Annotated in this window: 17 protein-coding genes and 5 pseudogenes; 6 read left to right on the top strand and 16 right to left on the bottom strand. The window is 60.0% G+C overall.

All coding sequences use genetic code 11. From position 1 onward, the window contains the following. Nucleotides 1-310: 310 nt before the first annotated feature. Together ABVQ20_RS19730 and ABVQ20_RS19735 are read left to right on the top strand one after the other, a co-directional pair. Nucleotides 311-1699, top strand: a complete 1389-nt coding sequence (locus ABVQ20_RS19730; protein WP_354461174.1) for a M20/M25/M40 family metallo-hydrolase — start codon at nt 311-313, stop codon at nt 1697-1699. A 261-nt stretch (nt 1700-1960) separates the two neighbouring features. Beyond that, nucleotides 1961-2475: pseudogene (locus ABVQ20_RS19735) on the top strand (adenine deaminase C-terminal domain-containing protein); the annotation flags it as partial. Between the two features lie 220 nt (nt 2476-2695). Here ABVQ20_RS19735 and ABVQ20_RS19740 read toward each other — a convergent pair. From ABVQ20_RS19740 to ABVQ20_RS19815, 16 genes and pseudogenes are all read right to left on the bottom strand, one after another. Next, complete coding sequence (locus ABVQ20_RS19740) at nt 2696-3061, bottom strand: SOS response-associated peptidase family protein (RefSeq protein ID WP_354461175.1); 366 nt, start codon at nt 3059-3061, stop codon at nt 2696-2698. A gap of 336 nt (nt 3062-3397) precedes the next feature. Beyond that, nucleotides 3398-4408 carry a type I glyceraldehyde-3-phosphate dehydrogenase gene (gap, locus tag ABVQ20_RS19745; RefSeq protein ID WP_354462222.1) on the bottom strand — a complete coding sequence of 337 codons (1011 nt, stop codon included), beginning with the start codon at nt 4406-4408 and terminating at the stop codon, nt 3398-3400. Between the two features lie 246 nt (nt 4409-4654). Beyond that, a pseudogene (locus tag ABVQ20_RS19750) lies at nt 4655-5426 on the bottom strand (ATP-binding protein); the annotation flags it as partial. A 153-nt stretch (nt 5427-5579) separates the two neighbouring features. Next, nucleotides 5580-6761 (bottom strand): acetyl-CoA C-acetyltransferase, encoded by a 1182-nt coding sequence (locus ABVQ20_RS19755; RefSeq protein WP_354461176.1) that lies wholly within the window; start codon nt 6759-6761, stop codon nt 5580-5582. Between the two features lie 3 nt (nt 6762-6764). Beyond that, nucleotides 6765-7415 carry a CoA transferase subunit B gene (locus ABVQ20_RS19760; protein ID WP_354461177.1) on the bottom strand — a complete coding sequence of 217 codons (651 nt, stop codon included), beginning with the start codon at nt 7413-7415 and terminating at the stop codon, nt 6765-6767. A 1-nt stretch (nt 7416) separates the two neighbouring features. Next, entirely contained in the window at nt 7417-8124 is a 708-nt protein-coding gene (locus tag ABVQ20_RS19765) for a CoA transferase subunit A (protein WP_354461178.1), read from the bottom strand. Nucleotides 8125-8203: 79 nt separating this feature from the next. Further along, nucleotides 8204-9382, bottom strand: coding sequence for an ABC transporter ATP-binding protein (locus ABVQ20_RS19770; protein WP_354461179.1), 1179 nt, complete (start codon nt 9380-9382; stop codon nt 8204-8206). Next, a complete protein-coding gene (locus tag ABVQ20_RS19775; protein WP_354461180.1) occupies nt 9375-10517 on the bottom strand; it encodes an extracellular solute-binding protein in 1143 nt (380 codons plus the stop codon). The genes ABVQ20_RS19770 and ABVQ20_RS19775 overlap by 8 nt, the downstream gene beginning before the upstream one ends. Before the next feature lie 151 nt (nt 10518-10668). Continuing rightward, nucleotides 10669-10920, bottom strand: a pseudogene (locus ABVQ20_RS19780) (amidohydrolase family protein); the annotation flags it as partial. 23 nt (nt 10921-10943) lie between these two features. Further along, nucleotides 10944-11354 (bottom strand): DUF3830 family protein, encoded by a 411-nt coding sequence (locus ABVQ20_RS19785; protein WP_354461181.1) that lies wholly within the window; start codon nt 11352-11354, stop codon nt 10944-10946. A gap of 225 nt (nt 11355-11579) precedes the next feature. Further along, nucleotides 11580-12416 carry an ABC transporter permease gene (locus ABVQ20_RS19790; protein ID WP_354461182.1) on the bottom strand — a complete coding sequence of 279 codons (837 nt, stop codon included), beginning with the start codon at nt 12414-12416 and terminating at the stop codon, nt 11580-11582. Further along, nucleotides 12413-13291, bottom strand: a complete 879-nt coding sequence (locus tag ABVQ20_RS19795; RefSeq protein ID WP_354461183.1) for an ABC transporter permease — start codon at nt 13289-13291, stop codon at nt 12413-12415. Before ABVQ20_RS19795 ends, ABVQ20_RS19790 begins: the two co-directional genes overlap by 4 nt. Before the next feature lie 361 nt (nt 13292-13652). Continuing rightward, nucleotides 13653-14582: a 3,5-dioxohexanoate:acetyl-CoA acetone transferase gene (kce, locus tag ABVQ20_RS19800; protein WP_354461184.1), complete on the bottom strand. Its 930-nt coding sequence runs from the start codon at nt 14580-14582 to the stop codon at nt 13653-13655. Between the two features lie 54 nt (nt 14583-14636). After that, nucleotides 14637-14840: pseudogene (locus ABVQ20_RS19805) on the bottom strand (ABC transporter substrate-binding protein); the annotation flags it as partial. A 22-nt stretch (nt 14841-14862) separates the two neighbouring features. After that, nucleotides 14863-16209 carry an aminotransferase family protein gene (locus ABVQ20_RS19810; RefSeq protein ID WP_354461185.1) on the bottom strand — a complete coding sequence of 449 codons (1347 nt, stop codon included), beginning with the start codon at nt 16207-16209 and terminating at the stop codon, nt 14863-14865. Between the two features lie 117 nt (nt 16210-16326). Beyond that, a pseudogene (locus tag ABVQ20_RS19815) lies at nt 16327-17060 on the bottom strand (type IV secretory system conjugative DNA transfer family protein); the annotation flags it as partial. Nucleotides 17061-17413: 353 nt separating this feature from the next. Here ABVQ20_RS19815 and ABVQ20_RS19820 point away from each other — a divergent pair. The 4 genes from ABVQ20_RS19820 to nadC all read left to right on the top strand — a co-directional run bounded on the left by ABVQ20_RS19820 (nt 17414) and on the right by nadC (nt 21823). Next, nucleotides 17414-18385: an NUDIX hydrolase gene (locus ABVQ20_RS19820; protein ID WP_354462223.1), complete on the top strand. Its 972-nt coding sequence runs from the start codon at nt 17414-17416 to the stop codon at nt 18383-18385. Between the two features lie 68 nt (nt 18386-18453). Then, nucleotides 18454-19428, top strand: coding sequence for a quinolinate synthase NadA (gene nadA / locus ABVQ20_RS19825; RefSeq protein WP_354461186.1), 975 nt, complete (start codon nt 18454-18456; stop codon nt 19426-19428). Further along, nucleotides 19425-20966, top strand: a complete 1542-nt coding sequence (locus ABVQ20_RS19830) for an L-aspartate oxidase (RefSeq protein ID WP_354461187.1) — start codon at nt 19425-19427, stop codon at nt 20964-20966. The genes nadA and ABVQ20_RS19830 overlap by 4 nt, the downstream gene beginning before the upstream one ends. A gap of 2 nt (nt 20967-20968) precedes the next feature. Then, nucleotides 20969-21823, top strand: a complete 855-nt coding sequence (nadC, locus tag ABVQ20_RS19835) for a carboxylating nicotinate-nucleotide diphosphorylase (protein ID WP_354462224.1) — start codon at nt 20969-20971, stop codon at nt 21821-21823. The last annotated feature ends 61 nt before the right edge of the window (nt 21824-21884 follow it).

Genomic DNA, 21884 nt, shown 5'->3' on the forward strand with positions numbered 1-21884 from the left:
TAAATGCATACGTATCCATACGAATAACCGCACTCGAGAACGACAGGAGGCAGGATGACACCCCCAAGGTTGACAACTGCGCACTCGAAGCATGGATACGTATCCACGTCGGAGCTTTCTATGACCCCTGACCATCCCCTATCCTTGGCTATTGCGACCCTTGGAGCGCGCGTCCAGGTGAGACGCTCGCCTTCATGGTTTCTTCGGCTGCCGGCCGACCGTTCCGATCAAAGGTTGTTCGAGTCCCCTCCGGAGATCCCGGCTCGGCTTTGGTCTATCGTCCGACCAGTCTCCATGTAAGGGGTCGGATATGACCGATGTATCGCCCGTTCTCGACCGCGCCGATCAGAACCTTCCATCCAGCCTCGATAATCTCTTCGAACTGCTTCGAATCAAATCCATCTCGACCGATCCAGCCTTTAAGGCGGAGTGCCGTAAGGCAGCGGAATGGCTGGTCGCCTACCTGAGCACGCTCGGCTTCACGGCCTCCGTGCGTGATACACCGGGCCATCCGATGGTCGTTGCCCATCACGACTCGGCAAGCGCCGGTGCGCCGCATATTCTTTTCTATGGCCACTACGACGTGCAGCCGGTCGATCCGATCGAGCTTTGGGAGAGCGATCCTTTCGCACCTGCCATCAAGGACATGGGCAACGGCCGCAAGATCCTGACAGGCCGCGGCACCTCCGATGATAAGGGCCAGTTGATGACCTTTGTCGAAGCCGTCCGCGCCTATAAGGAAATCGAGGGTGCGCTTCCGGTTCGCATCACCATCCTGTTCGAAGGCGAAGAGGAATCCGGCTCACTGTCGCTAAAGCCCTTCCTCGAAGCCAATGCCGCCGAGCTGAAAGCGGACTTTGCTCTGGTCTGCGACACCGGCATGTGGGATGGCGATACGCCGGCGATCTCAGCCGGTTTGCGCGGCCTCGTCGGTGAAGAGGTCACGATCAATGCCGCCGACCGCGACCTGCATTCAGGCATGTTCGGGGGCGCCGCCGCCAATCCGATCCATATCCTCACCGACATTCTCGACGGCCTGCACGATGAGACCGGCCGCATTACGCTCGATGGCTTCTATGATGGCGTCCAGGAAACGCCGAGCAACATCAAGGCCTCATGGGAATCGCTCGGCTTGACGACGGAGAAATTCCTTGGCGAAGTGGGCCTTTCCATTCCCTCGGGCGAGAAGGGCCGTTCGGTTATGGAGCTCATATGGGCGCGGCCAACGGCTGAGGTAAACGGTATCTCCGGCGGCTATACCGGCGCCGGCTTCAAGACCGTGATTGCCGCCAAGGCGTCAGCGAAGGTATCGTTCCGTCTCGTCGGGCAGCAGAACCCGGCGGCAATCCGCGAGAGTTTCCGTGCTTATGTCCGCTCGAAGGTTCCGGCCGACTGCTCGGTGGAGTTCCATGCGCACAGCGCCTCGCCCGCGATCCAATTGTCCTACGACTCGCCGGTGGTGACCAAGGCGAAGAACGCCCTTTCCAACGAGTGGCCAAAGCCGGCTATCGTTATCGGCATGGGCGGATCGATCCCGATCGTCGGCGACTTCCAGAAGATGCTCGGCATGGAATCCCTGCTCGTCGGCTTTGGCCTCGCCGACGACCGCATCCATTCACCGAATGAGAAATACGAGCTGAGGTCCTATCACAAGGGCATCCGCTCTTGGATCCGCATCCTCGACGCGCTCATCGCCTAGACTAAGTTGTCGAACGGGGACGCGTGACCAAGATTACGCGTCCTCTCACTGTTTTCCTCTTCATTGCTGCATGGTACCATTCGCTGTGGCCAGCAATGTTTGCACCCGTATCAATTTCGATTCGACAATCGTTGGTTTAACGACCAGATGGCATCCACGCGCGCCGGACCAATCTTAGCAGGATTGCAGCCCGCTCGGCGTCTCAGTCGCCACCGTATCCAATGCCCTTTCCGGCAAGGCTGCCTTTCGGCGCAGCTGGTGCCGCGCTTCGCGCAATGGGGCGAGGTGGAAGCAGATGTGGTGCACGGGTTTGTCGTGCCGCCAGCCGGGACCACCATGATCGCCATCGCCTACCGCCATGGTAAGGCGGAAGGATGATCGCGCGTCGGCTTTCTGACCGGCTGGGGAGAATGGCACGGCAGCCACAATCTCACAGTTTTCGGCGCAATATCAGGGACATAACGGTTGCCGCCAACGCCGTCATCGCCGTCGGCGGCGGCGTGGCCGTTGCTTCCAACGGTCAAATCGACATGCTGCTGCCCGTGCCCCTCTCCGGACCGGTGGCGACGGCACCGCTCGAAGAAACCGCCCAAGTCTTCCGCTCTATCCGTAAGGGGGCTGAAAAAATTGTCGGCTGGCGGCCGCCTTACCTCGTCATCAAGGCCTGCTTCGGCGCGACGCTGGCGTGCAACATCGGGCCGCATCAGACCGATCGCGGGATTGCCGATGTGGTGGCAGGACGCGTGCTGGAGAGGCCGGTGCTTGGGGAGGTTTAGGAAATTTGCCTGGTGTTGGCTACGCGTTCGTAGCGCGCGCGCACCCCCCTCTGTCACTATCGTGACATCTCGTTTCCAGATCGGTCGGCTTTGAACTGAGGCGCTGTCATCACGCAACAGCGGCTTTTAAGACCTTCGCGAACCCTTAGTCATTCCCTCACGCTAACAGGGAAACTCGAGAACCAGCTCACTGTACACCGGTCGCGATGCGACGGCCACATCATGCGACTCCATCCAACACTGGCTCAACCTTCAACAGGTCGTTCGGTAGAGGCCGCTGCAACGATTTGGCTTGCTGCCAGGGAGCGCTAAACCACGTCTCCACTTCTTCCCTCGTTGTCAGGGTCACAGGCATGGCTTGCTGATGAATCGGTGCGACGATGGCATTCGGCTCGGTCGTCAGGAGCGCGAACAGGTCGATGGTGACGAGGCCATCCTTGACCTTGCGCACGCTGGTCCAGTCCTTGTCCCAGAGTGCGGAGAAGAACATCGGTGGGTCGTCGCCTGTATGCTCGAAAAGCACGGCGCGCGAATCCTTGAATTCAACTTGCTGACGGCGAACGGCGTCGCAGGTTCGGGCGGCCACTTCCAAAACGCCTCTAATAGAACAGGCCTACTCACGGAATGCGACTCAATTCTCTGGAAGAATCATACCCTGCCAACTAGGTCGTCGGCATTTAGCGCATCTGCAAACTGCCAGCCTCTGCGACAGACAGATCGTTCAATTTCCACCCCTGCCAGACGGTCGGCGAACCCGTAAAAACGTCGATCACCGAGCAGCAGAAATCATCGATAGTTGTGCGGAAGAGCACCGGCCTTCGAGGTCTCGTTTGGTTTTAGGAAATAAGCGGCACGCACTCATTGTGACTAAGCAAACGGCTCGGTTTCCCCAGCCATTTTCTGAAGTCTTGCCGCGAAAACCTTAGATAGTCTTGGCGAAAGCGACAGCCGTGTCAGACATGCGGCTGGAGAAGCCCCACTCGTTGTCGTACCAGGACAGGACGCGCACGAAGTTGCCTTCCATGACCTTGGTCTGGTCGGTCGCGAAGATCGAGGAATGGCTGTTGTGGTTGAAATCGCGCGAAACCAGCGGCTCGTCGGTGTAACCGAGGATGCCCATGAGCTTGCCGTTTGCGGCAGTCTTGATCGCTTCGTTGATTTCGGCAACCGAAGTGGCCTTCTTGGCAACGAACTTGAAGTCGACGACCGAGACGTTCGGGGTTGGGACGCGGATCGAGGTACCGTCGAGCTTGCCCTTCAGGTGCGGCAGAACGAGGCCAACAGCCTTGGCAGCGCCCGTCGACGTCGGGATCATGGACAGGGCTGCGGCGCGGGCGCGGTACAGGTCCTTGTGCATGGTGTCGAGCGTCGGCTGGTCGCCGGTGTAGCAGTGGATCGTGGTCATGAAGCCGTGGTCGATGCCGACCGCGTCATCGAGAACCTTCACAACAGGCACGAGGCAGTTCGTCGTGCAGGATGCGTTGGAGATGACCAGGTGTTCCTTGGTCAGCTGGTCATGGTTGACACCGAAGACGACGGTCAGGTCGGCACCGTCAGCAGGAGCCGAAACGATGACGCGCTTGGCGCCGGCGGCCAGGTGCAGAGCAGCCTTGTCGCGGGCGGTGAAGATGCCGGTGCATTCCATGGCGATGTCAACGCCGAGATCGCGATGCGGCAGGGTGGCCGGATCCTTGATGGCGGTGGCCTTGATCGGCTTGCCGCTGCCGACGATGATCGTGTCGCCGTCGACCTTCACGTCGGTCGGGAACTTGCCGTGGATAGAATCGTAGCGTAGCAGGTGGGCGTTGGTCTCGATGGGACCGAGATCGTTGACGGCGACGACTTCGATGTCGGTGCGGCCGGATTCGACGATGGCGCGCAGTACGTTGCGGCCGATGCGGCCGAAGCCGTTGATGGCAACCTTTACAGTCATGTACATTCACTCTCAAACTGGCAACGTTTTGGTTGATGGCGCAGAACGCCAAAGCGGCCTGCAAATGGATGATATTTCTCCCTATTCGCAACACTGTGAATCCGAACACTTTTGACTACAAGCATTTGGCTTTAACTTGTTCGAAACACCGGTAACGCTGGACAGATTAATGTAGCTCAGCAGCCAATGGTTCTCTGCGTGAGCTCTCGGAGATCGCCGGTACCGACTTCGGTGACGGTGTGCTCGATCTGCCGCCTCGGCGATTCTAAGCGAATAGGCGGCTAGCTCTCTCCTTTGCTCCCACGTCAAGTAGGGCGCCGGCGTGCGCTCGACGACTTTCTGGTTGCGCCGCTGGATGGAGCATTCGCGTTCGAAGAGGTGCACGACATTGCCATGCGTATCGCCGAGGATTTGGCTTTCGTCGTGACGGGCACGCTCGACCAGCTTTTCGATAAAAACCTCGTCTTTGCCGAAAACAGCCATCGCCTCTCGTTTGGCTTTCGGTGACTTCCTTGGCGAGGTCCTTGGGATCGCGGATGGCGCGCATGCCGCGCCCGCCGCCGCCCCAGGAGGCCTTGAGCATAACGGGATAAACGATCTCTTCGGCTATGCGTGCCACTTCCGCCATGTCGTCGGGCAAAGGCTCGGTCGCTGACACGACCGGCACGCCGACCGAGATCGCCAGATTGCGGACCGCGACCTTGTTGCCGAGCTGGCGCAACGTATCGGCCCTGGGACCGATGAAGATGATGCCGGCCGCGTCGCAGGCATCCACGAACTCTGGGCTTTCCGACAGCAGGCCGTAGCCGGGATGGATGGCGTCAGCGCCGGAGAGCTTGGCGACGTGGCTGATTTCCTCGATGGAATGGTAGCTTTCGTCAGCCTTGAAGCGATGCGGGGAGAGCTTGTCCTCCTCCGCCCAGATCGTCAGTGTCTTTATGCCCAGCTCATTGGCGGCGCGGAAAACGCGGATCTCAATTTCTGAGCGGTTGGCACAAAGGATTTTCGATATCCGCAATCTCATCTCCCAGATTCAGCGATAGGTCGCGGGCTCCCGCCCGTCTCAGCGCGATGAACTCGTTCAGTCTTTTTTGGCGGCGTAATAAAGCGCTCCCGTACCTCTGTGCGGAAAGCAAATCCCGACGGTGAGGTCCGGATCGCGCCTGTTAAGTCACATGGCTTCAAGACACATGGCTATCCCCATGCCGCCACCGATGCAGAGGGTTGCCAGACCCTTCTTGGCGTTACGGCGCCTCATCTCGAAGACAAGCGTGTTGAGAATGCGAGCGCCGGATGCACCGATCGGATGACCAATTGCGATAGCACCGCCATTGACGTTGACGATCGAAGGATCGAAACCAAGGTCCTTGGTCACGGCGCAAGACTGCGCGGCAAATGCTTCGTTCGCCTCGATGAGATCGAGATCGCCGACCTTCCAGCCGGCCTTCTCCAGCGCCTTGCGGGAGGCCGGGATCGGGCCGGTACCCATGATCTGCGGATCGACGCCTACTGTCGCCCATGAGGCGATGCGAACCATCGAGGTGATTCCGCGACGGGCAGCTTCCTCTTCCGTCATCAACACGGCCGCAGCAGCGCCATCATTGAGACCCGACGCATTACCGGCGGTGACCGTGCCTTCCTTATCGAAGGCCGGCCGCAGCTTGGCTATCGCGTCCAATGTTGCGCCGGCACGAATATATTCGTCGTTCTCGACGGTCACGTCGCCCTTCCTGGTTTGGATGAGGAAGGGAATGATTTCATCCTTGAAGCGGCCAGCACTCTGTGCGGCCTCCGCCTTGTTCTGGGATGCAACGGCGAACTGATCCTGTTCGTCACGCGAAAGCTGCCACTGGCGGGCAATATTCTCCGCCGTGATACCCATATGGTAGCCGAAGAAGGCGTCCATCAGGCCATCCTTAATCATCGTGTCAACCATCTTGAAGTCGCCCATTTTTACGCCACTGCGCAGGTGCGCACAGTGCGGAGCCATGGACATGGACTCCTGACCGCCGGCGACGATGATCTTCGCATCTCCGAGCGCGATCTGCTGCATACCGAGTGCAACGGCGCGCAAGCCGGAGCCGCAAAGCTGGTTGACACCCAAGGCAGTTGCCTGCTTCGGCACACCGGCCTTCATGGCTGCCTGACGAGCGGGGTTCTGACCTTCACCGGCCGGGAGGACCTGACCGAGGATAACTTCGTCCACCTCCGCTGCATCGACGCCGGCCCGCGCCAGCGCCCCCTTGACGACCGCCGCACCCAGTTCGTGCGCCGGAGTATTTGCGAAAGCGCCGTTGAACGAGCCTACTGCGGTACGTGCCGCGGACGCGATAACGATGGATGTCAAAGTCATGATCTACTCACTTCCCATCAAGATGTCGAAATCGGCGCCTGTCTTGGCTTTGATTTCATCCAAAGAAACGCCGTCAGCCAGTTCGGTTAGTGTCAACTTTACGTCGCCATAACGGGAAATCTCGAACACACCGAGATCAGTAATGACGAGATCGACCACACGTTTCCCGGTGAGCGGCAAGTTGCATTCCTTCAGAAGTTTCGGTTCGCCTTTTGCCTCATGCTCCATGACTGCCACAACGCGTTTGACCCCTGCGACGAGGTCCATCGCACCGCCCATGCCCTTCACCATTTTTCCGGGGATCATCCAATTCGCCAGGTCGCCACTTTGTGATACCTGCATGGCGCCAAGGATCGACAAATCGATATGGCCGCCGCGGATCATCGCGAAACTGTCGGCAGACGAAAAATAGCTGGTCTTCGGCAAAGCGGTAATCGTCTGCTTGCCGGCGTTAATGAGGTCTGCATCCTCTTCGCATTCGTAGGGGAAGGGACCCATGCCGAGCATGCCGTTCTCGCTTTGCAGCGTTACTTCCATGCCGTGGGGAATGAAGTTTGCGACCAGTGTGGGAATGCCGATCCCGAGGTTGACGTAAAAACCATCCTGCAATTCCTTGGCAGCGCGCGCCGCCATTTGTTCGCGTGTCCAGGCCATATCAGGCGATCTCCACTTTCCTTACGGTGCGCTGCTCGATCCGCTTTTCCGAATTCGGCGCATGCACGATCTTCCGCACGAAAATCCCTGGCGTATGGACTTGATCGGGATCGATCTGTCCGGCCGGCACGAGGTGCTCGACCTCGGCAACTGTCGTTTTAGCGGCTGTCGCCATCATGGGATTGAAGTTGCGCGCTGTCTTGCGATATACGAGGTTGCCTTCGTGGTCCCCCTTCCAGGCATGAACGAGGGCAATATCGGCAAAGAGGCCTGTTTCCATGACGTAATCGTCGTCTCCGAAACGGCGAACTTCTTTCCCTTCGGCAATCAGCGTATCAACCCCCGTTTTGGTGAAGAAAGCAGGTATGCCTGCGCCCCCTGCCCGAATGCGCTCTGCCAGCGTGCCTTGAGGATTGAATTCCAGCTCCAAAGTGCCCGACAAAAACTGTTCGGCAAACAATTTGTTCTCACCAACATACGACGAGATCATCTTCTTGATCTGCCGGCTCTCAAGCAGGATGCCGAGACCGAAGCCGTCTACCCCAGCATTGTTGGAAATGACGGTCAGATCCTTGACTCCGGAGAGACGGATCGCTTCGATCAGACTTGTCGGTATGCCGCACAGCCCGAAGCCTCCGGACATAACCGTCATGCCGTCGGTCAATAAATTTGCCAACGCTTCGGAGGCCGAAGGGATCACTTTTCTCATGATTTCCTCGTGGATCAATCTAAGCCACAGGTGGCTCTCGCGGTAAGATTAGGACTTGATTGTTACGGCGGGGCGGGGATTACGAAATCCGTTGCCCGGCCTCGTCGAGTAAGACACAGCCTTGCGGATCAAATCCGACATCGATGGTCTCGCCTTCGCGGATGATTTGGCCGTTGATCGGAGCGTTGGCGCGGATGCTCGTCCTGCCGCCGATGGCGATTTCGTAGATGGCGCTGCCGCCAAGATACGAGCTTGAGATCACCCGGCCGGACAGCCGATTGCCGGCTGTGGTTCCGACCGATAGTTTCTGGGGCCGAACGACCACCGTCACCTTACTGCCAGGCGCGATAGGTCTAGGCGAGATCACGTTGATCGTCGGGCCGGCGTCAAGCGTAACCACGGTCTGTCCGGCGGATACGCTCGCGGTGCCTGCCAGCATGTTTGCCTTGCCGAGGAAATCGGCGACAAAGGCAGTGGCCGGCGTCTCGTAGACCTCCTCCGGAGTACCTATTTGCTCCATCGCGCCTCTGTTCATGACCACGATGCGGTCCGACATCGAAAGCGCTTCTTCCTGGTCGTGGGTGACGAAGATGGCGGTGATGCCGGTCTCCTTCTGGATCTTTTTGATCTCGACGCGCATCTCCTCGCGCATGTTGGCGTCGAGCGCCGACAGCGGCTCGTCGAGCAGCAGCACCTGCGGCTCGAAGACGATGGCGCGGGCAAGCGCGATACGCTGCTGTTGGCCGCCCGACAGTTGCGAGGGCAGCTTCTTCTCGCTCCCCGGCAGCCGCACCATGGCCAGCGCCTGGCTGACCCTGCGCGTGATCTCGGGCTTCGGCACGTTGCGGTATTTCAGCCCGAAGGCAACATTGTCGAACACGGTCTTGTGCGGAAACAGCGCATAGCTCTGGAAAACCAGCCCGATATTGCGCTTGTAGATCGGCACGTCGTCGACGCGCCGCCCGCCGATCATGATCTGGCCACCGGAAATATCGACCAGCCCGGCGATGGAGCGCAGGATCGTCGTCTTGCCGCAGCCCGAAGGCCCGAGCAGCGTGACGAAGCTTCCCTTGGTGATCGACAGCGAGAAATCCCGCACCGCGACGAACTTGCCGTAGGCGATGTCGATGTTGCGGAATTCGACCGCCGGCTGGCCCATCCCGGCGGCTTTGCCGGATTGAGCTTCGCCAGCGCCGGCTTTCGCCACCCCGGCCATTGCCGGCCGGGGTGCTTCGGAGAGGTCTTGACTATCAGTCACCTTTCGCGATCCTGTCCCACTGCTTGGTCCAAGCGTCCTCGTTGGTCGCCCAGTAGACCGGATCGGCGAAGGTCAGCGCCTTCATCGTGCCCGTATTGTCGAAGGCCGGCAGCTTCTCGATCTTCTCGGTGAGCTTGACCTTGGTCGGATCGAGCGAGGGCGGATAGCTCTGGCCCTCGGCCACCGCGATCGAGGTCGCGGGATCGAGCATGAAGTTGATCAGTTCCTCGCATTCGGCCATCGGCGAACCCTTGAGGATCAGCATGTCCTCCATCCAGGCATAGGAGCTGGCCGGATCGAGATAGCCGATCGGCTGGCCCTGGTCCTGCAGTGCCGCGACGCGGCCCGACCAGGCATCGGTCACCACGATCTCGCCCTTGGAGAGGAGGTCCATCAGCTCGGCGCCGGAGCTCCAGAACTTCTTGGCGAGGTCGCGCGTCTCGCGCACCTTGGCCCAGATCGCATCCATGTCCTTGATGTTGTTCGGGTCCTGCCCGGTGGCAAGAGCAGCGTACCAGACGCGCGTGGTCATGTCGGCATAGCCACCGACCTTGCCGGCATATTTCTTGTCGAGCAGCAGCGCCGCGCCCTTTTCCTTCGCTTCCTCCGGCGAGATCACCTTGGTGTTGTAGGCGATGCCGCTGGTGCCGTAGTCGTAAGGCACGGCCGACAGTTTTGGCGTCAGCTTGCGGAACGGCTCGATCATGGCGGTCAGCACATTCGCCATGTTGGGAATGTTGGCCTCGTTGATCTCCGAGTTGAAACCGGCATTGACGTATTTGATGTAGTAGTTGACGCCGGAGGAATGGATGACCTGGAAGTCGCCGGGCTTCGAGGTCTTGATCTTGGTGATGATCTCGTCCTCGTCGCCGAACGTGCCCTGCACGACCTTGATGCCGGATTTCGCCGTATAGGGCTGGAAGGCGTATTTATCGATCGCTTCCTGCACCACGCCGCCCCAGCCGTCGAAGCGCACTTCCGAGACGGCGGCCAGCGCGCGTCCCATCCAGGGCATCGACAATCCGGTGGCGGCGGCAGCCGCTGCCGTCAGGCTCAGGAACGAGCGTCGGCTGATATCGCCGTTCGCGTAGCGGTTGCTCAGCCGCTCAAGCCGTTTGGTGTTGGTCAGTTTCATTGCAGTTCTCCCATTTCACGTTGCTTTTTTTCTGAACCGAGTGAGGCTTTGCAGGATGAGCCCGCCTATCAAGGGAATGCCGACCGTCACCAGGATCATGACGGTGCCCAATGCATTCACTTCGGGGCTGATCGAGATCTTCAGCATAGACCGCGGCCGACCGGGTGCCGGTTTCGAAATTGTCCGACATCACGATGCCGGGACTTCCAGGCTGGTCGAGATGGACATGGCTGTCGATCCCGCCCGGCATGACTAGAAGGCCGGACGCGTCGATGATCTCGGGCGCGCCGTCCAGGTTCCTAGCAAGGATGACGATACGGCCGTCCTCTATTCCGATGTCGGACGGGAACCGGTCAGTCGCGATGGCGACGGTTCCGCCCTTGATAATCGTATCCAATGGCATTTCGAGGCGTCCTGGTTCATCGACTACAGAGAGAACTCGATGTTCTGCGCACCGTGCCAAAGGACCTTCTTGCCCAGCTCGGCCAAATTCTCCTGGCCTTCGGTGATGGTCAGGAAATGATTTCCGGCAAGCTGGCCCATCTTGCTGGTGAAATTGACGCCGCCATAGGCCAGCAGGATCTCCGTCTCGCTAAAGCCGCCCGGATAGAGGATGAACTGGCCCGGCGCCGGATAGCTGGTCGCGTTCTCGTAGCTGACGCCGAAATCCGTCTCGCCCAATGGAATCCAGCAGCCTTCGCCGCTCCATTTGACATGGATGATGCGCTCCTTGTAAGGCAGCAGAGAGAGGAAAAGCGCGCAGGTCTTGGGTGCAAGCTCTTCTTCCAGCCTCGCCTTCAAGCTGAAGTCGCCTGCCTTGATGTTGATCGTTTTCACTTGCCGATTCTCCGTAGTGTCAGAGTTTGAACGGCGTTGTCCCGCCGCGTCGAGGAATTGAGGTGGTCGCCCGATCAGGGCGGCCGGGCACCGGACCCCGGCGGCAGGCCGGATCGATTCAATGCCCAGGCTTTTCATGCCTGTCTTGTCGCGGCGCTCAGTTCGGCACCGGTATCGGCTTTAAGTAGTGCAGCCGTTCCAGCCGCTTGCCGTTCGATAGTTTCATCATGCTTCTCCCTTTGGTTCACCTCGTCTCTTCAACTTCGTCAGGCTCTCCAGGATCAGGCCGCCGATCAACGGGATCCCGACGGTCACCAGGATCATCACGGTGCCGAGCGCGTTGATCTCCGGACTGATCGAGATCTTGAGCATCGACAGGATCTGGGTGGGCATGGTCTCCACGCCCGCCGGTCGCCAGAACAGGCTGGCCGAGGTATTGTCGAACGAGATGGTGAAGGCGAGCAGCGCACCACCCACGACCGCCGGGATGAGAAGCGGCAGCGTGATCTCGCGGAAGGACGAGAAGCGCGAGGCGCCCAGCGAAAGCGCCGCCTCCTCATAGACGCGCCTTATCCCGACCATGCGCGCCTGCGCGATCAGCACCACATAGGGCACGGCCAGCATGATGTGGCCGAGCACCAGCAGGAGCATGGTGCGCGGCTGGTCGACCGCCTTGATCAGCACCAAGAGGCCGACGCCGAGGATGGTTTCCGGCACCAGCGCCGGCAGGATCACCAGCGTGCTCAGCGCCTGCTTGCCGGGAAACTCGAAGCGCACCAGCGCGAAGGCCGTGACGACGCCGACTGCCGTGGCGACGGCGGCTGTGACCACCGCGATCCACAACGAGGTGCGGAAGGCGGACAGCACGGCATCGTTGTTCATCAGCTTGGCGTACCATTGCAGGGAAAAGCCGGTCATCGGGAAGCCGCCGAACATCGAGGCGTTGAACGACAGGATGACGGTCGCCACGATCGGGGCGAACATGAAGATGTAGACGCAGAGCGTGACGAAGCCGGTCAGCCGCCACGCCCACCGGCCTTCTTCCTTACGTCGCGCCGTCATCCGCCCAACCCTTTCACGATCTGCGACATGCCCATGTAGCGGGTGTAGATGGCGGCGAAGAAGCCGAGCACGATGAACAGCACGATGGAGAGCGTGGCGCCCATCGGCCAGTTTAGTTCGCCCAGGATGGTGTCGTAGATCAGGTTGCCGAACAGCGCGTCGCGTCCGGAACCGAGCAACTGCGGCGTCACATAGCTGCCGGCGGCCAGCACGAAGCAGAGCAGCAAGCCGGCAGCCAGCCCCGGCAGCGACAGCGGCAGCGTGACCTCCCGGAACGCCTGCGCGCTGGTGCAGCCCATCGAGCGGGCCGCCGAGATCAGCGTGCGGTCGATGCCTTCGAGGCTGACATAGACGTTGAGGATCATGTAGGGCAGCAGGAAGTGCAAAAGCCCCAGGATCACCGCGCCCCCGTTGTAGAGCATCGGCAGCGGCTCGCTGATGATGCCCATCTTCAGCAGCGCGACGTTGATGACGCCCTGTTCGCCGAGGATGTTGATCCACGAGAAGGTGCGGATGGTGAAGCTGATCCAGAACGGCACGATGAGCAGGAGCAGCAGCACCCACTTGTGCCTAAAGGTGGTGGCCCAGATGAAATAGGCCGGGAAATAACCGAGCACCCCGCAAAGCAGCGCGGTGATGGCGCCGACCCTCAGCGTTTTCAACAGGAAGCCTGAATAATAGCTGTCGGTCAGGAATTCATGCCAGTTCGCCGTCGTCAGCGCGCTGGTTTCGACGCCCGCCGTGACGAAGGTGAAGAAGGTGTAGGCCGCCATCATGGCGATCGGCAGTACCAGCAGGAAGATAAGCAGCAAGAGCACCGGCGCGACCAGCATCCAGGCCAGCCGTGGATCATACAAAGTCCATCGCTTGTTCATGTTCGCCGTAACCATCTTATCGAAACCGGCAGGGGGCGTAGGGCTTGGGTCGTTGAACGGTGTCGACTGAAGCCACTCCTGCATAGCCAGAGTCCCTCTCGTTCGCCTTCCCGGGCACCATAATTACAGGTCTCGGCGGCAGATGTGTATACGTAACCATACTACGACCTTTGCCTCTGTCAAGCGCGATTCAGGCGCGGAATTTGGGGAAGACAACGCAGGTTCAGGCTTCGTCTGCGGCGCGCCTGACTTCTTCAACAGCCTGCTAGAGGTCGTTGCAGGTCAGCTGGATCCGCAATGCCTTGTCTTCGTCGACGAGCCCGAAATTAAGACCGACATGGCTCGTTGCGCCGAAGGGTCTCTAGAAGGAGACCTTATCACTCCCCTTTAACTGAAGCATTTTTCTGGCTTCCGCCGGGGTTGCGATTGAGAGACCGAGTCCCTCGATAATACCACGCACTTTCGTGACCTGTTCGGCGTTGGTGGTCGCCAATTGGCCCGGCCCTGACCAAAGTGAATCTTCCAGGCCGACCCGAACATTGCCGCCCATCGCGGCGCCTTGCGCAGCAATCCGCATCTGATTTGCGCCCGCTCCTAACACCGACCAAGAATATTCTGTACCGAAAAGCCTGTCGGCAGTACGCTTCATATGCATCACGTCTTCCGGATGGGCACCAATGCCGCCCAAGAGGCCGAATACGCTCTGGACGAAGAAAGGGGGTTTGACGAGAGCACGGTCCACAAAATGAGCCAGGGTGTACAGGTGTCCAATGTCGTAACACTCTATTTCAAAACGGGTTGCGTTTTCTACACAGGTCGTCAGGATATGCTCGATGTCGGCGAAGGTGTTTTTGAAGACGCGATCACGGGAGCCTTCGAGATAGGGCTTCTCCCAATCATGCTTGAACTCTTTGAAGCGCTTCAGCATCGGATAGAGGCCGAAATTCATCGATCCCATGTTGAGTGAAGCGACCTCAGGCTTGAAGATTACGACTGGCCTCAGCCGCTCTTCAACGGTCATCGTCGGAGCCCCGCCAGTGGTGATGTTCACTACGCAGTCGGAGCGTTGCTTTATGATCTTCAGGAAAGGCTCGAACGCTTGTGGCGACTGGTCGGGCAAGCCATTGATCGGATTGCGTGCGTGAAGATGGACAACAGCAGCGCCGGCTTCGGCCGCTCCAATCGCCGCAGCGGCGATTTCGGACGCCGTTACAGGCAGATGGGACGACATCGAGGGCGTATGGATCGATCCCGTAACGGCACAGGTAATGATAACTTTTCTTGTAGGCATGCGGCTGTCCCTCATCATAGTTTATAGTTTGCCGCCGGATCCAGAGTTTGCGCCATACTTGACGCCATCGGCGACGAACTTGTTCGCCACCGAGATGCCTTGCTTCGGATCTGAGACGTCATCGCCGATCTCCAATTTCAACTTCTCACCGTTCACTCCGCCAGACGCATTGATATCAGCGGCAGCCTGTTCGGCTCCCTTCTGAACCTGGGCTCCGAAGGCCGCGTTCGGGCCCGTAATCGGACCTGCGACGCCGATCCCCTTGCGGCGTGTCAGGCGCCTATTGGACCTCCTCGCGGACCCATCCGTCGATCCGCCCGTCCATGGTGGCCAGCGCCGTATCGAGGCGGCGAAGCAGTTCCTGCACTTCGTCACCGGATATGATTAGCGGAGGCGAAATGATCACGGCGTTGTTGAGTGGAGGGACGCCCGCCGGATAGACGATCAGACCATTATCGAAACAATCTGCCACGAAGGTCGCCGACGTGTTTCTACTCTCGTCAGGAGCCCGGCGCGATGCGCGGTCCATGACGAATTCGAAGCCCCACAACAGACCGCGGCCACGCACATCGACCATATGGCTGTAGCGCTGAGAAAATGCTTCCAGACCTGCCTTGAGCTCTTCTCCGCGCAGATTTGCATTTTCAAGCAATTTCTCCCGCTCGACATAGTTCAATACGGCCAACGAGACGGCTGCGCCGACCGGATTTCCGGAAAACGTATGGCCGTATGGAGGTGCGGCGGAATTCTGCCGCAACGTCTCAATGATATGTTCGTGCACGATTATCGCTGCCATCGGCGCGTATCCGGCGCTGGTGCCTTTGCCGGTGGTAATGATGTCGGGCACAATACCTTCGCCGATGGAAGCAAACCAGGCGCCCGTGCGACCCAATCCCGTAATGACTTCGTCCATGATCAGGAGAACGCCGAGCCGGTCGCATATCTCGCGGAGCATTGTGAAATAACCCGCAGGGGGCATCAACACCCCGCCGGCCGCGCCCACTATCGGCTCTACTATAACAGCCGCAACCGTATCGATCCCTTCCCGGAGAAGGGCGTCTTCCCAATCTTGAGCACACTTTCTGGCGTAGTCAGCCTCACTGAGATCGCCGGCATAGCGATAGGCATAAGCCGGAGGCACAACCGGAAACGGGTGGAGCAACGGGCCGTAATCCGCACGCCGGGTAGCATGGCCGGACATCGAAACCGCGCCCATAGTCACGCCGTGATAGCTGGTGTGTCTACCGAGTATCTTTACCTTGCGCGACAGACCTTTGGAGCGCCAATAGTTTAGAACCAGCCGGATGGCGTATTCGGAAGCCTCCGATCCACTGTTCACAAAAGAAACCCAGTTGAGATTTCCAGGGGCCAGAGAGGCAAGTTTGGTGGCAAGATCCTCAGCCGGCTTATTGGAGAACTGATTGAAAAAGGCAAAGGCGACTTCGCTCGCCTGCTTACGCATGACATCGGCAATCTCTTCGACGCCATGCCCGATATTAGCTGTCATCGCGCCGCTTGAGCCATCGATGTAGTCCTTTCCCTCGACATCGTAGAGAAAGACGCCTTTGCCATGGGAAACAATAGGGTATGTCTTCCCGATAGGATGCTTGAGAAGTGCGGTTGTCATTGTCCCCTCCGACGTCAGAATAGGAGATTTCAAATGTGGATACGTATTCATCTACGCAGTTGACACGACTCATGTCAATAGGGATAACGGAACCTTCGAGGGGATCGCGTCCCGACGGCTTGTCTTCTCCCAGTGGTTGCGACGTTCCAATGACCCTCGGGGGCGACCACGACGTCGGCAATGCACGTCACGGACTTCCCATTCACCTCGCTGAGCTTCCAGCAACGGATTGAAGGCCGCCATGTTGCATTGGTCGGATCGATCAGCAGCACGCGGCCGAAGGGCGATCGCCATCCGACTATCAGCTCCCAGTTCTCGCCCTTGATATCGTGAACGATGGCCGGCCCGGCCAGGTGAGCAGCGACCGCACGACGAGGCCTACACCCTTGCCGCTCGGGTCCGGGCGAAGCACACCACATGCTCCGGACCGTCGTGACGTAAATAGCCGCGGTCGAGTTTGCCGAGCACCACGCCATCCGGACTGATCATGCCTTCGGCCGCAATTTCGTCGCGCATCGCCCGGCGCGCCGAACAATAGGTCGCAGCGTTCTTTGCCGCGCGCGTCATACCGACATTCCGATGGCTGTGGCGGTCGCGATAAAGCTGCCGCTGCCGCGATCAGCGCGCCCTCGATGAAGACCGTCGGCGCATAGGTATCGTAGAAAAACCACCACCAGAAGAATGCGGGTGGTGGATATACCAACTCACCAGCGAGTTCGAACCACGGCGAGCCCAGCTGCGGTTGGAGGCCGAACCGCCATGCCATCCGTTGTGCCGCGCACCAGGTGGTGACGAGAACGATCAGAAGGACGGTAAGGGGCTGCCCCCCACAATATCTTGGTCGCCGGCACCTCTTCCCCCCGCAGTCGGACAATCGGAAGAGAATGAGAAACGCCGGTGTTCCAGGTATGCAAGAAGAAAGGGAAGGGCAGAGCGAAGAGGCGTAGGTGGACGGGGAAGGACTTGCTGAATTCTGATTTGTTTGGGGTGAAACAACAAGCAAGGTCACGGCACCTCCTTACCCAACGTCAATACACGACAGCGGTTTTTGGCATAGATTTGTATTGATGCGACGTGCAAGGGCTGTAACAGATCACATATGTCGCCCACCACGAGCGTAGACGGACGCCCAGCATCGCTCACCCTTTCGCTCGGCCTGCCTAGTTCGCCCGCGCCCTCGAGACTTGGAGCTCACTGCGAACAGATGCAAGACAAGGTAGCATCGTCGAAGAGGCAGCCCGCAAAGACCGGTCACCGGCATTCTATTGCCGCGGAACTGATTGCGGTGCTGGTCGCGGTGACGATTGGTCAGCCGCGGGTAATGACCATCGAGCGAGGTCAATCCTTGCCTTCCGGCCCATTCGAGCTTGGACATCGTTCGCTGCAATCTGGATTGAGGGATTGGGTCGAACAGCAGACAAGACACCCTTTGGGCTATATCGAGCAGCTCTATACGTTCGCCGATCGCGACAGGGCGGCAAACGGCAGTGCGCAACGCGTGGTTTCGATCAGCTATCTTGCATTGACCCGGGAGGAGCAGGCGGCCTCCGCCGACAAAGCCGCCTGGCGCAACTGGTATGACTATTTCCCGTGGGAAGATCACCGAGCTGGTGTTCCCTCCTCACTACGGGACGATATCATTCCGGGATTGAAGGCGTGGGCAGATGCCGCCGACGATCGCCCCATGCATGATGACCGCTGGCAGCGTGCCGCGATCGCCTTCGGTCTCGATGGCTACGCCTGGAACGAGGAATTGGTGCTGCAACGCTACGAACTGCTATATGAGGCGGCGTTTGTGGAGGAAGCAGACCGCAACCACGGTCAAGACACTCCGTTGTCGGTCTTCGGCCGAACCATGCAGGCTGATCACCGTCGCATCCTGGCCACTGGCATCGCCAGGCTGCGCGCCAAGATCAAATATCACCCTGTTGTCTTCGAATTGATGCAACCGACCTTCACGCTGCTTCAACTCCAGCGCAGCGTCGAGGCGCTGGCTGGCCGGCTCGTGCACAAGCAGAATTTCCGTCGGTTGGTCGAGCAGCAGGAGCTTGTCGAAGAGACCGGCAGCTCGACGACCGACACTGGCGGCCGACCGGCCAAGCTGTTTCGCTTCCGGCATGGTGTCCTGGCCGAGCGCGCAGTCGCCGGGACGAAATTGCCGCTTTCGCGTGCTTGACATTCCTTATACTCTCTATAAGCATATGCCCTATATATACTCTTTTTGAGTATTAAGGGGACTGAAAAATGGCGGAAGTCTTCGCGCGCAGCGCCGCCCTGTACGATCGGGTCAAACGTGTCATTCCCCCCATTGAATGGCCGGTGTTTGCTGGGGATATCGAGGCCATCCTTGACCTCAAACGGCAAAGAAACGCGGTCATCCTGGCGCATAATTATCAGACGCCGGAGATCTTCCACTGCGTCGCCGACATCGTTGGCGACAGCCTGGCGCTCGCCCGCAAGGCGATGACGGTCGAAGCAGACGTGATCGTTCTCGCCGGGGTGCATTTCATGGCCGAGACGGCCAAGCTGCTCAACCCGGACAAGACCGTGCTCATTCCGGACGCGCAAGCCGGCTGTTCGCTGGCCGACTCCATCACCGCCGCGGATGTCCGGCTCCTGCGGCAGCGTTATCCCGGGGTGCCGATCGTCACCTATGTCAACACCTCCGCCGCCGTGAAGGCGGAGTCCGACATCTGCTGCACGTCGGGCAATGCCAAGGCGATCGTTGAAGCGCTGGGCGTGCCGCAGGTGATCATGCTGCCGGATGAATATCTGGCCCAGAATATCGCCGCCCAGACCGCCGTGAAGATCATTGCCTGGAAAGGCCATTGCGAGGTGCATGAGCGGTTCAGCCCGGCCGATATCCGCCAGTTGCGCGAGGATCATCCCGGCGTGACGGTGCTGGCGCACCCCGAATGCCCGCCGGAAGTGGTCGCCGAAGCCGATTTCTCCGGCTCCACGGCCGCCATGTCCGACTATGTCGGACAAAAAAAGCCGGCGCGGGTCGTGCTGATGACGGAGTGCTCGATGAGCGACAATGTCGCGGTCGATCATCCCGACGTCGAGTTCATCCGCCCCTGCAACCTGTGCCCGCACATGAAGCGGATCACGCTGGGCAACATCCGCGAGGCCCTGCAGCAAAACCGCCATGTCGTGAGCATCGATCCCGGGATTGCCGGCCGGGCCCGGCTGGCCGTCGAGCGGATGCTGGCCATATGAATGCGGACGTCCGCAGCTTCTTTGGCAGACCTATTATTATCGGCGGCGGCATTGCCGGGCTGATGACCGCGCTTCATCTGGCACCCGAGCCGGTGCTTCTTGTTTCCAGGACGCCACTCGGACTTGACGCTTCGAGCACGTGGGCACAGGGCGGCCTGGCCGCCAGCCTCGGCGATGACGACAATCCAGCACTGCATCTCGCCGACACGCTCGTCGCCGGCGATGGGTTGTGCGACGCTGAAATGGCGAGCCGCATCCTGCACGCGGCGCCCGGCGCGATTGAGACGCTGGAGGGCTTCGGGGTCCGCTTCGACCGCACGCCGGAAGGGTCATTGCGCCTCGGACTGGAGGCGGCGCACGGCCGCCGGCGCATTGTCCATGCCGGCGGCGATGGCAGCGGGCGCGAGGTCATGCGTGCCTTGGCAGCGGCCGTGCGTTCCACGCCGTCGATTGTAGTTGTGGAAGGCGTAGAAGCGCGCCGGCTGGCGGTGAGCGAGAATGCGGTCCAGGGCGTCTGGGCAAGCTGTTCAATGGGTCCTGTGTTCTTTGGCTCGCGACGGGTTGTCCTCGCCACCGGCGGGATTGGCGGGCTGTTTTTCGACACCACCAATCCTTTGAGTAGTTGCGGACAGGGCCTGGCACTTGCAGCGCGCGCGGGTGCTGTCCTTGCCGATATGGAATTCATCCAGTTCCACCCGACCGCGCTTGACGGGCCGGACCGCCCCATGCAGCTCATCAGTGAGGCTGTTCGCGGCGAAGGCGCGACAGTCGTCGATGAAACAGGCCGGCGCTTTCTCGACGGCCTACAGGGTGCGGAACTCGCGCCGCGCGACGTTGTGGCGCGAGCCATCTGGGAGCATCTTTCGAAAGGCCATCGCGTCTATCTCGATGCGCGGGACAAGGCCGGCCCAACATTCGCGCGGCGGTTTCCGACGATTGCTTCGGCCTGTCGCGATGCTGGCATCGATCCGGCGTATGACCTCATTCCCATTCGTCCCGCCCAGCATTACCATATGGGTGGTGTTGCCGTGGATGGCTCCGGTCGCACCTCCGTTACAGGGCTTTGGGCTTGCGGCGAAGTCGCCTCGACCGGGCTGCACGGCGCCAACAGGCTCGCCAGCAACTCGTTGACCGAGGCGGTTGTCTGCGCGCGCTGCGTCGCTGAAAGTCTGGCAGGAACTCCTGTCCTGCGAACAAAGCTGGCGACTGCAAACGATTTCCCTGCGCCCGATCCAAGGACTGTGCGCCCTCTCTTGTCGCGAGCGCTCGGCATCGTGCGGGATAGCGAAGGTTTGAAAGCAACTGCACGTGCCTTGTTGCCGCTTGCCGAAGGCAAGGACGCGGCATCGGATCCGGCGGCTGTCGGCTTGATGATCGCGATCGCCGCCTTGTCGCGCGAAGAAAGCCGCGGCGCTCACTACCGCGCCGACTTTCCGCATCGTGCTGCCGTCGCCCGACGCTTTGAACTCACTCTCGTAGATGCCTTGGCGGCAGCGCGGGAGCTCGCACACTCTCCAAGCCTCGAAGGGGCTAAGTGATGATGAAGCTCTCACCGCTTCCCATGGTCATGCTTGAGCCGCTTGTACGAGCAGCTCTTCTCGAAGACCTTGGCAGAGCCGGCGACGTGACCACGGAAGCCGTAGTCCCGAAGCAACACTATGCGAGGACCGTGCTGGCGGCGCGCCAGTCCGGCGTTGTCGCCGGCCTCGATCTGGCGATGCTCGCTTTCCGCCTGATCGATCCTGATGTCGAAATCTCGGTGGGGCGGGCAGACGGCAACAATGTCACGCGGGGAGAGGTCATTGCATCCGTGGTTGGACCGGCCCGGGCCATTCTCACAGCCGAACGGACAGCACTCAATTTCCTGTGCCATCTGAGCGGAATCGCTACAGCAACGGCATCGATCGTCGCCGCGGTTCGCGGACATGGCGCGAAGATCGTCTGCACCCGCAAGACGACGCCTGGATTGCGAGCGCTGGAGAAATACGCAGTACGCGCCGGTGGCGGATCCAATCACCGCTTCGGCCTCGACGATGCCGTTCTGATCAAGGACAACCACATCGCCATCGCCGGCGGCATTCGTCCCGCGCTTGAGCGGGCACGAAGCGGTGCCGGTCATCTGGTCAAGATCGAAGTCGAGATCGATACACTGGCTCAGTTGGAGGAGGCACTTGGCTTCGCTCCTGATGCTGTCCTGCTCGACAACATGTCCCTCGACGACCTCCGCCGCGCCGTCGCAATCGTTGGCGGTCGCGCGATCACCGAGGCTTCGGGCGGGATCACATCCGACACGGCGCGAGCGATTGCCGCGACCGGCGTCGACCTGATTTCCATCGGTCGACTGACCCACAGCGCGCCGATCCTGGATATCGGCCTCGACTATCGGGGCTCATGATCGCCTGAAGTACGAACGGAGTGAGTCAAAATGTCCTTTCCGATCATCGTCAATCAGACAG

Origin of the sequence: Mesorhizobium shangrilense, from assembly GCF_040537815.1 — a bacterium.
GTDB lineage: Bacteria > Pseudomonadota > Alphaproteobacteria > Rhizobiales > Rhizobiaceae > Mesorhizobium > Mesorhizobium shangrilense.

Coding starts and splice junctions, on each gene's coding strand:
- ABVQ20_RS19730 (WP_354461174.1), top strand. CDS start 311: ATGACCGATGTATCGCCCGTTCTCGACCGCGCCGATCAGAACCTTCCA.
- gap (WP_354462222.1), bottom strand. CDS start 4,408: ATGACTGTAAAGGTTGCCATCAACGGCTTCGGCCGCATCGGCCGCAAC.
- ABVQ20_RS19755 (WP_354461176.1), bottom strand. CDS start 6,761: ATGACTTTGACATCCATCGTTATCGCGTCCGCGGCACGTACCGCAGTA.
- ABVQ20_RS19760 (WP_354461177.1), bottom strand. CDS start 7,415: ATGGCCTGGACACGCGAACAAATGGCGGCGCGCGCTGCCAAGGAATTG.
- ABVQ20_RS19765 (WP_354461178.1), bottom strand. CDS start 8,124: ATGAGAAAAGTGATCCCTTCGGCCTCCGAAGCGTTGGCAAATTTATTG.
- ABVQ20_RS19775 (WP_354461180.1), bottom strand. CDS start 10,517: ATGAAACTGACCAACACCAAACGGCTTGAGCGGCTGAGCAACCGCTAC.
- ABVQ20_RS19790 (WP_354461182.1), bottom strand. CDS start 12,416: ATGACGGCGCGACGTAAGGAAGAAGGCCGGTGGGCGTGGCGGCTGACC.
- ABVQ20_RS19795 (WP_354461183.1), bottom strand. CDS start 13,291: ATGAACAAGCGATGGACTTTGTATGATCCACGGCTGGCCTGGATGCTG.
- kce (WP_354461184.1), bottom strand. CDS start 14,582: ATGCCTACAAGAAAAGTTATCATTACCTGTGCCGTTACGGGATCGATC.
- ABVQ20_RS19810 (WP_354461185.1), bottom strand. CDS start 16,209: ATGACAACCGCACTTCTCAAGCATCCTATCGGGAAGACATACCCTATT.
- ABVQ20_RS19820 (WP_354462223.1), top strand. CDS start 17,414: ATGCAAGACAAGGTAGCATCGTCGAAGAGGCAGCCCGCAAAGACCGGT.
- nadA (WP_354461186.1), top strand. CDS start 18,454: ATGGCGGAAGTCTTCGCGCGCAGCGCCGCCCTGTACGATCGGGTCAAA.
- ABVQ20_RS19830 (WP_354461187.1), top strand. CDS start 19,425: ATGAATGCGGACGTCCGCAGCTTCTTTGGCAGACCTATTATTATCGGC.
- nadC (WP_354462224.1), top strand. CDS start 20,969: ATGAAGCTCTCACCGCTTCCCATGGTCATGCTTGAGCCGCTTGTACGA.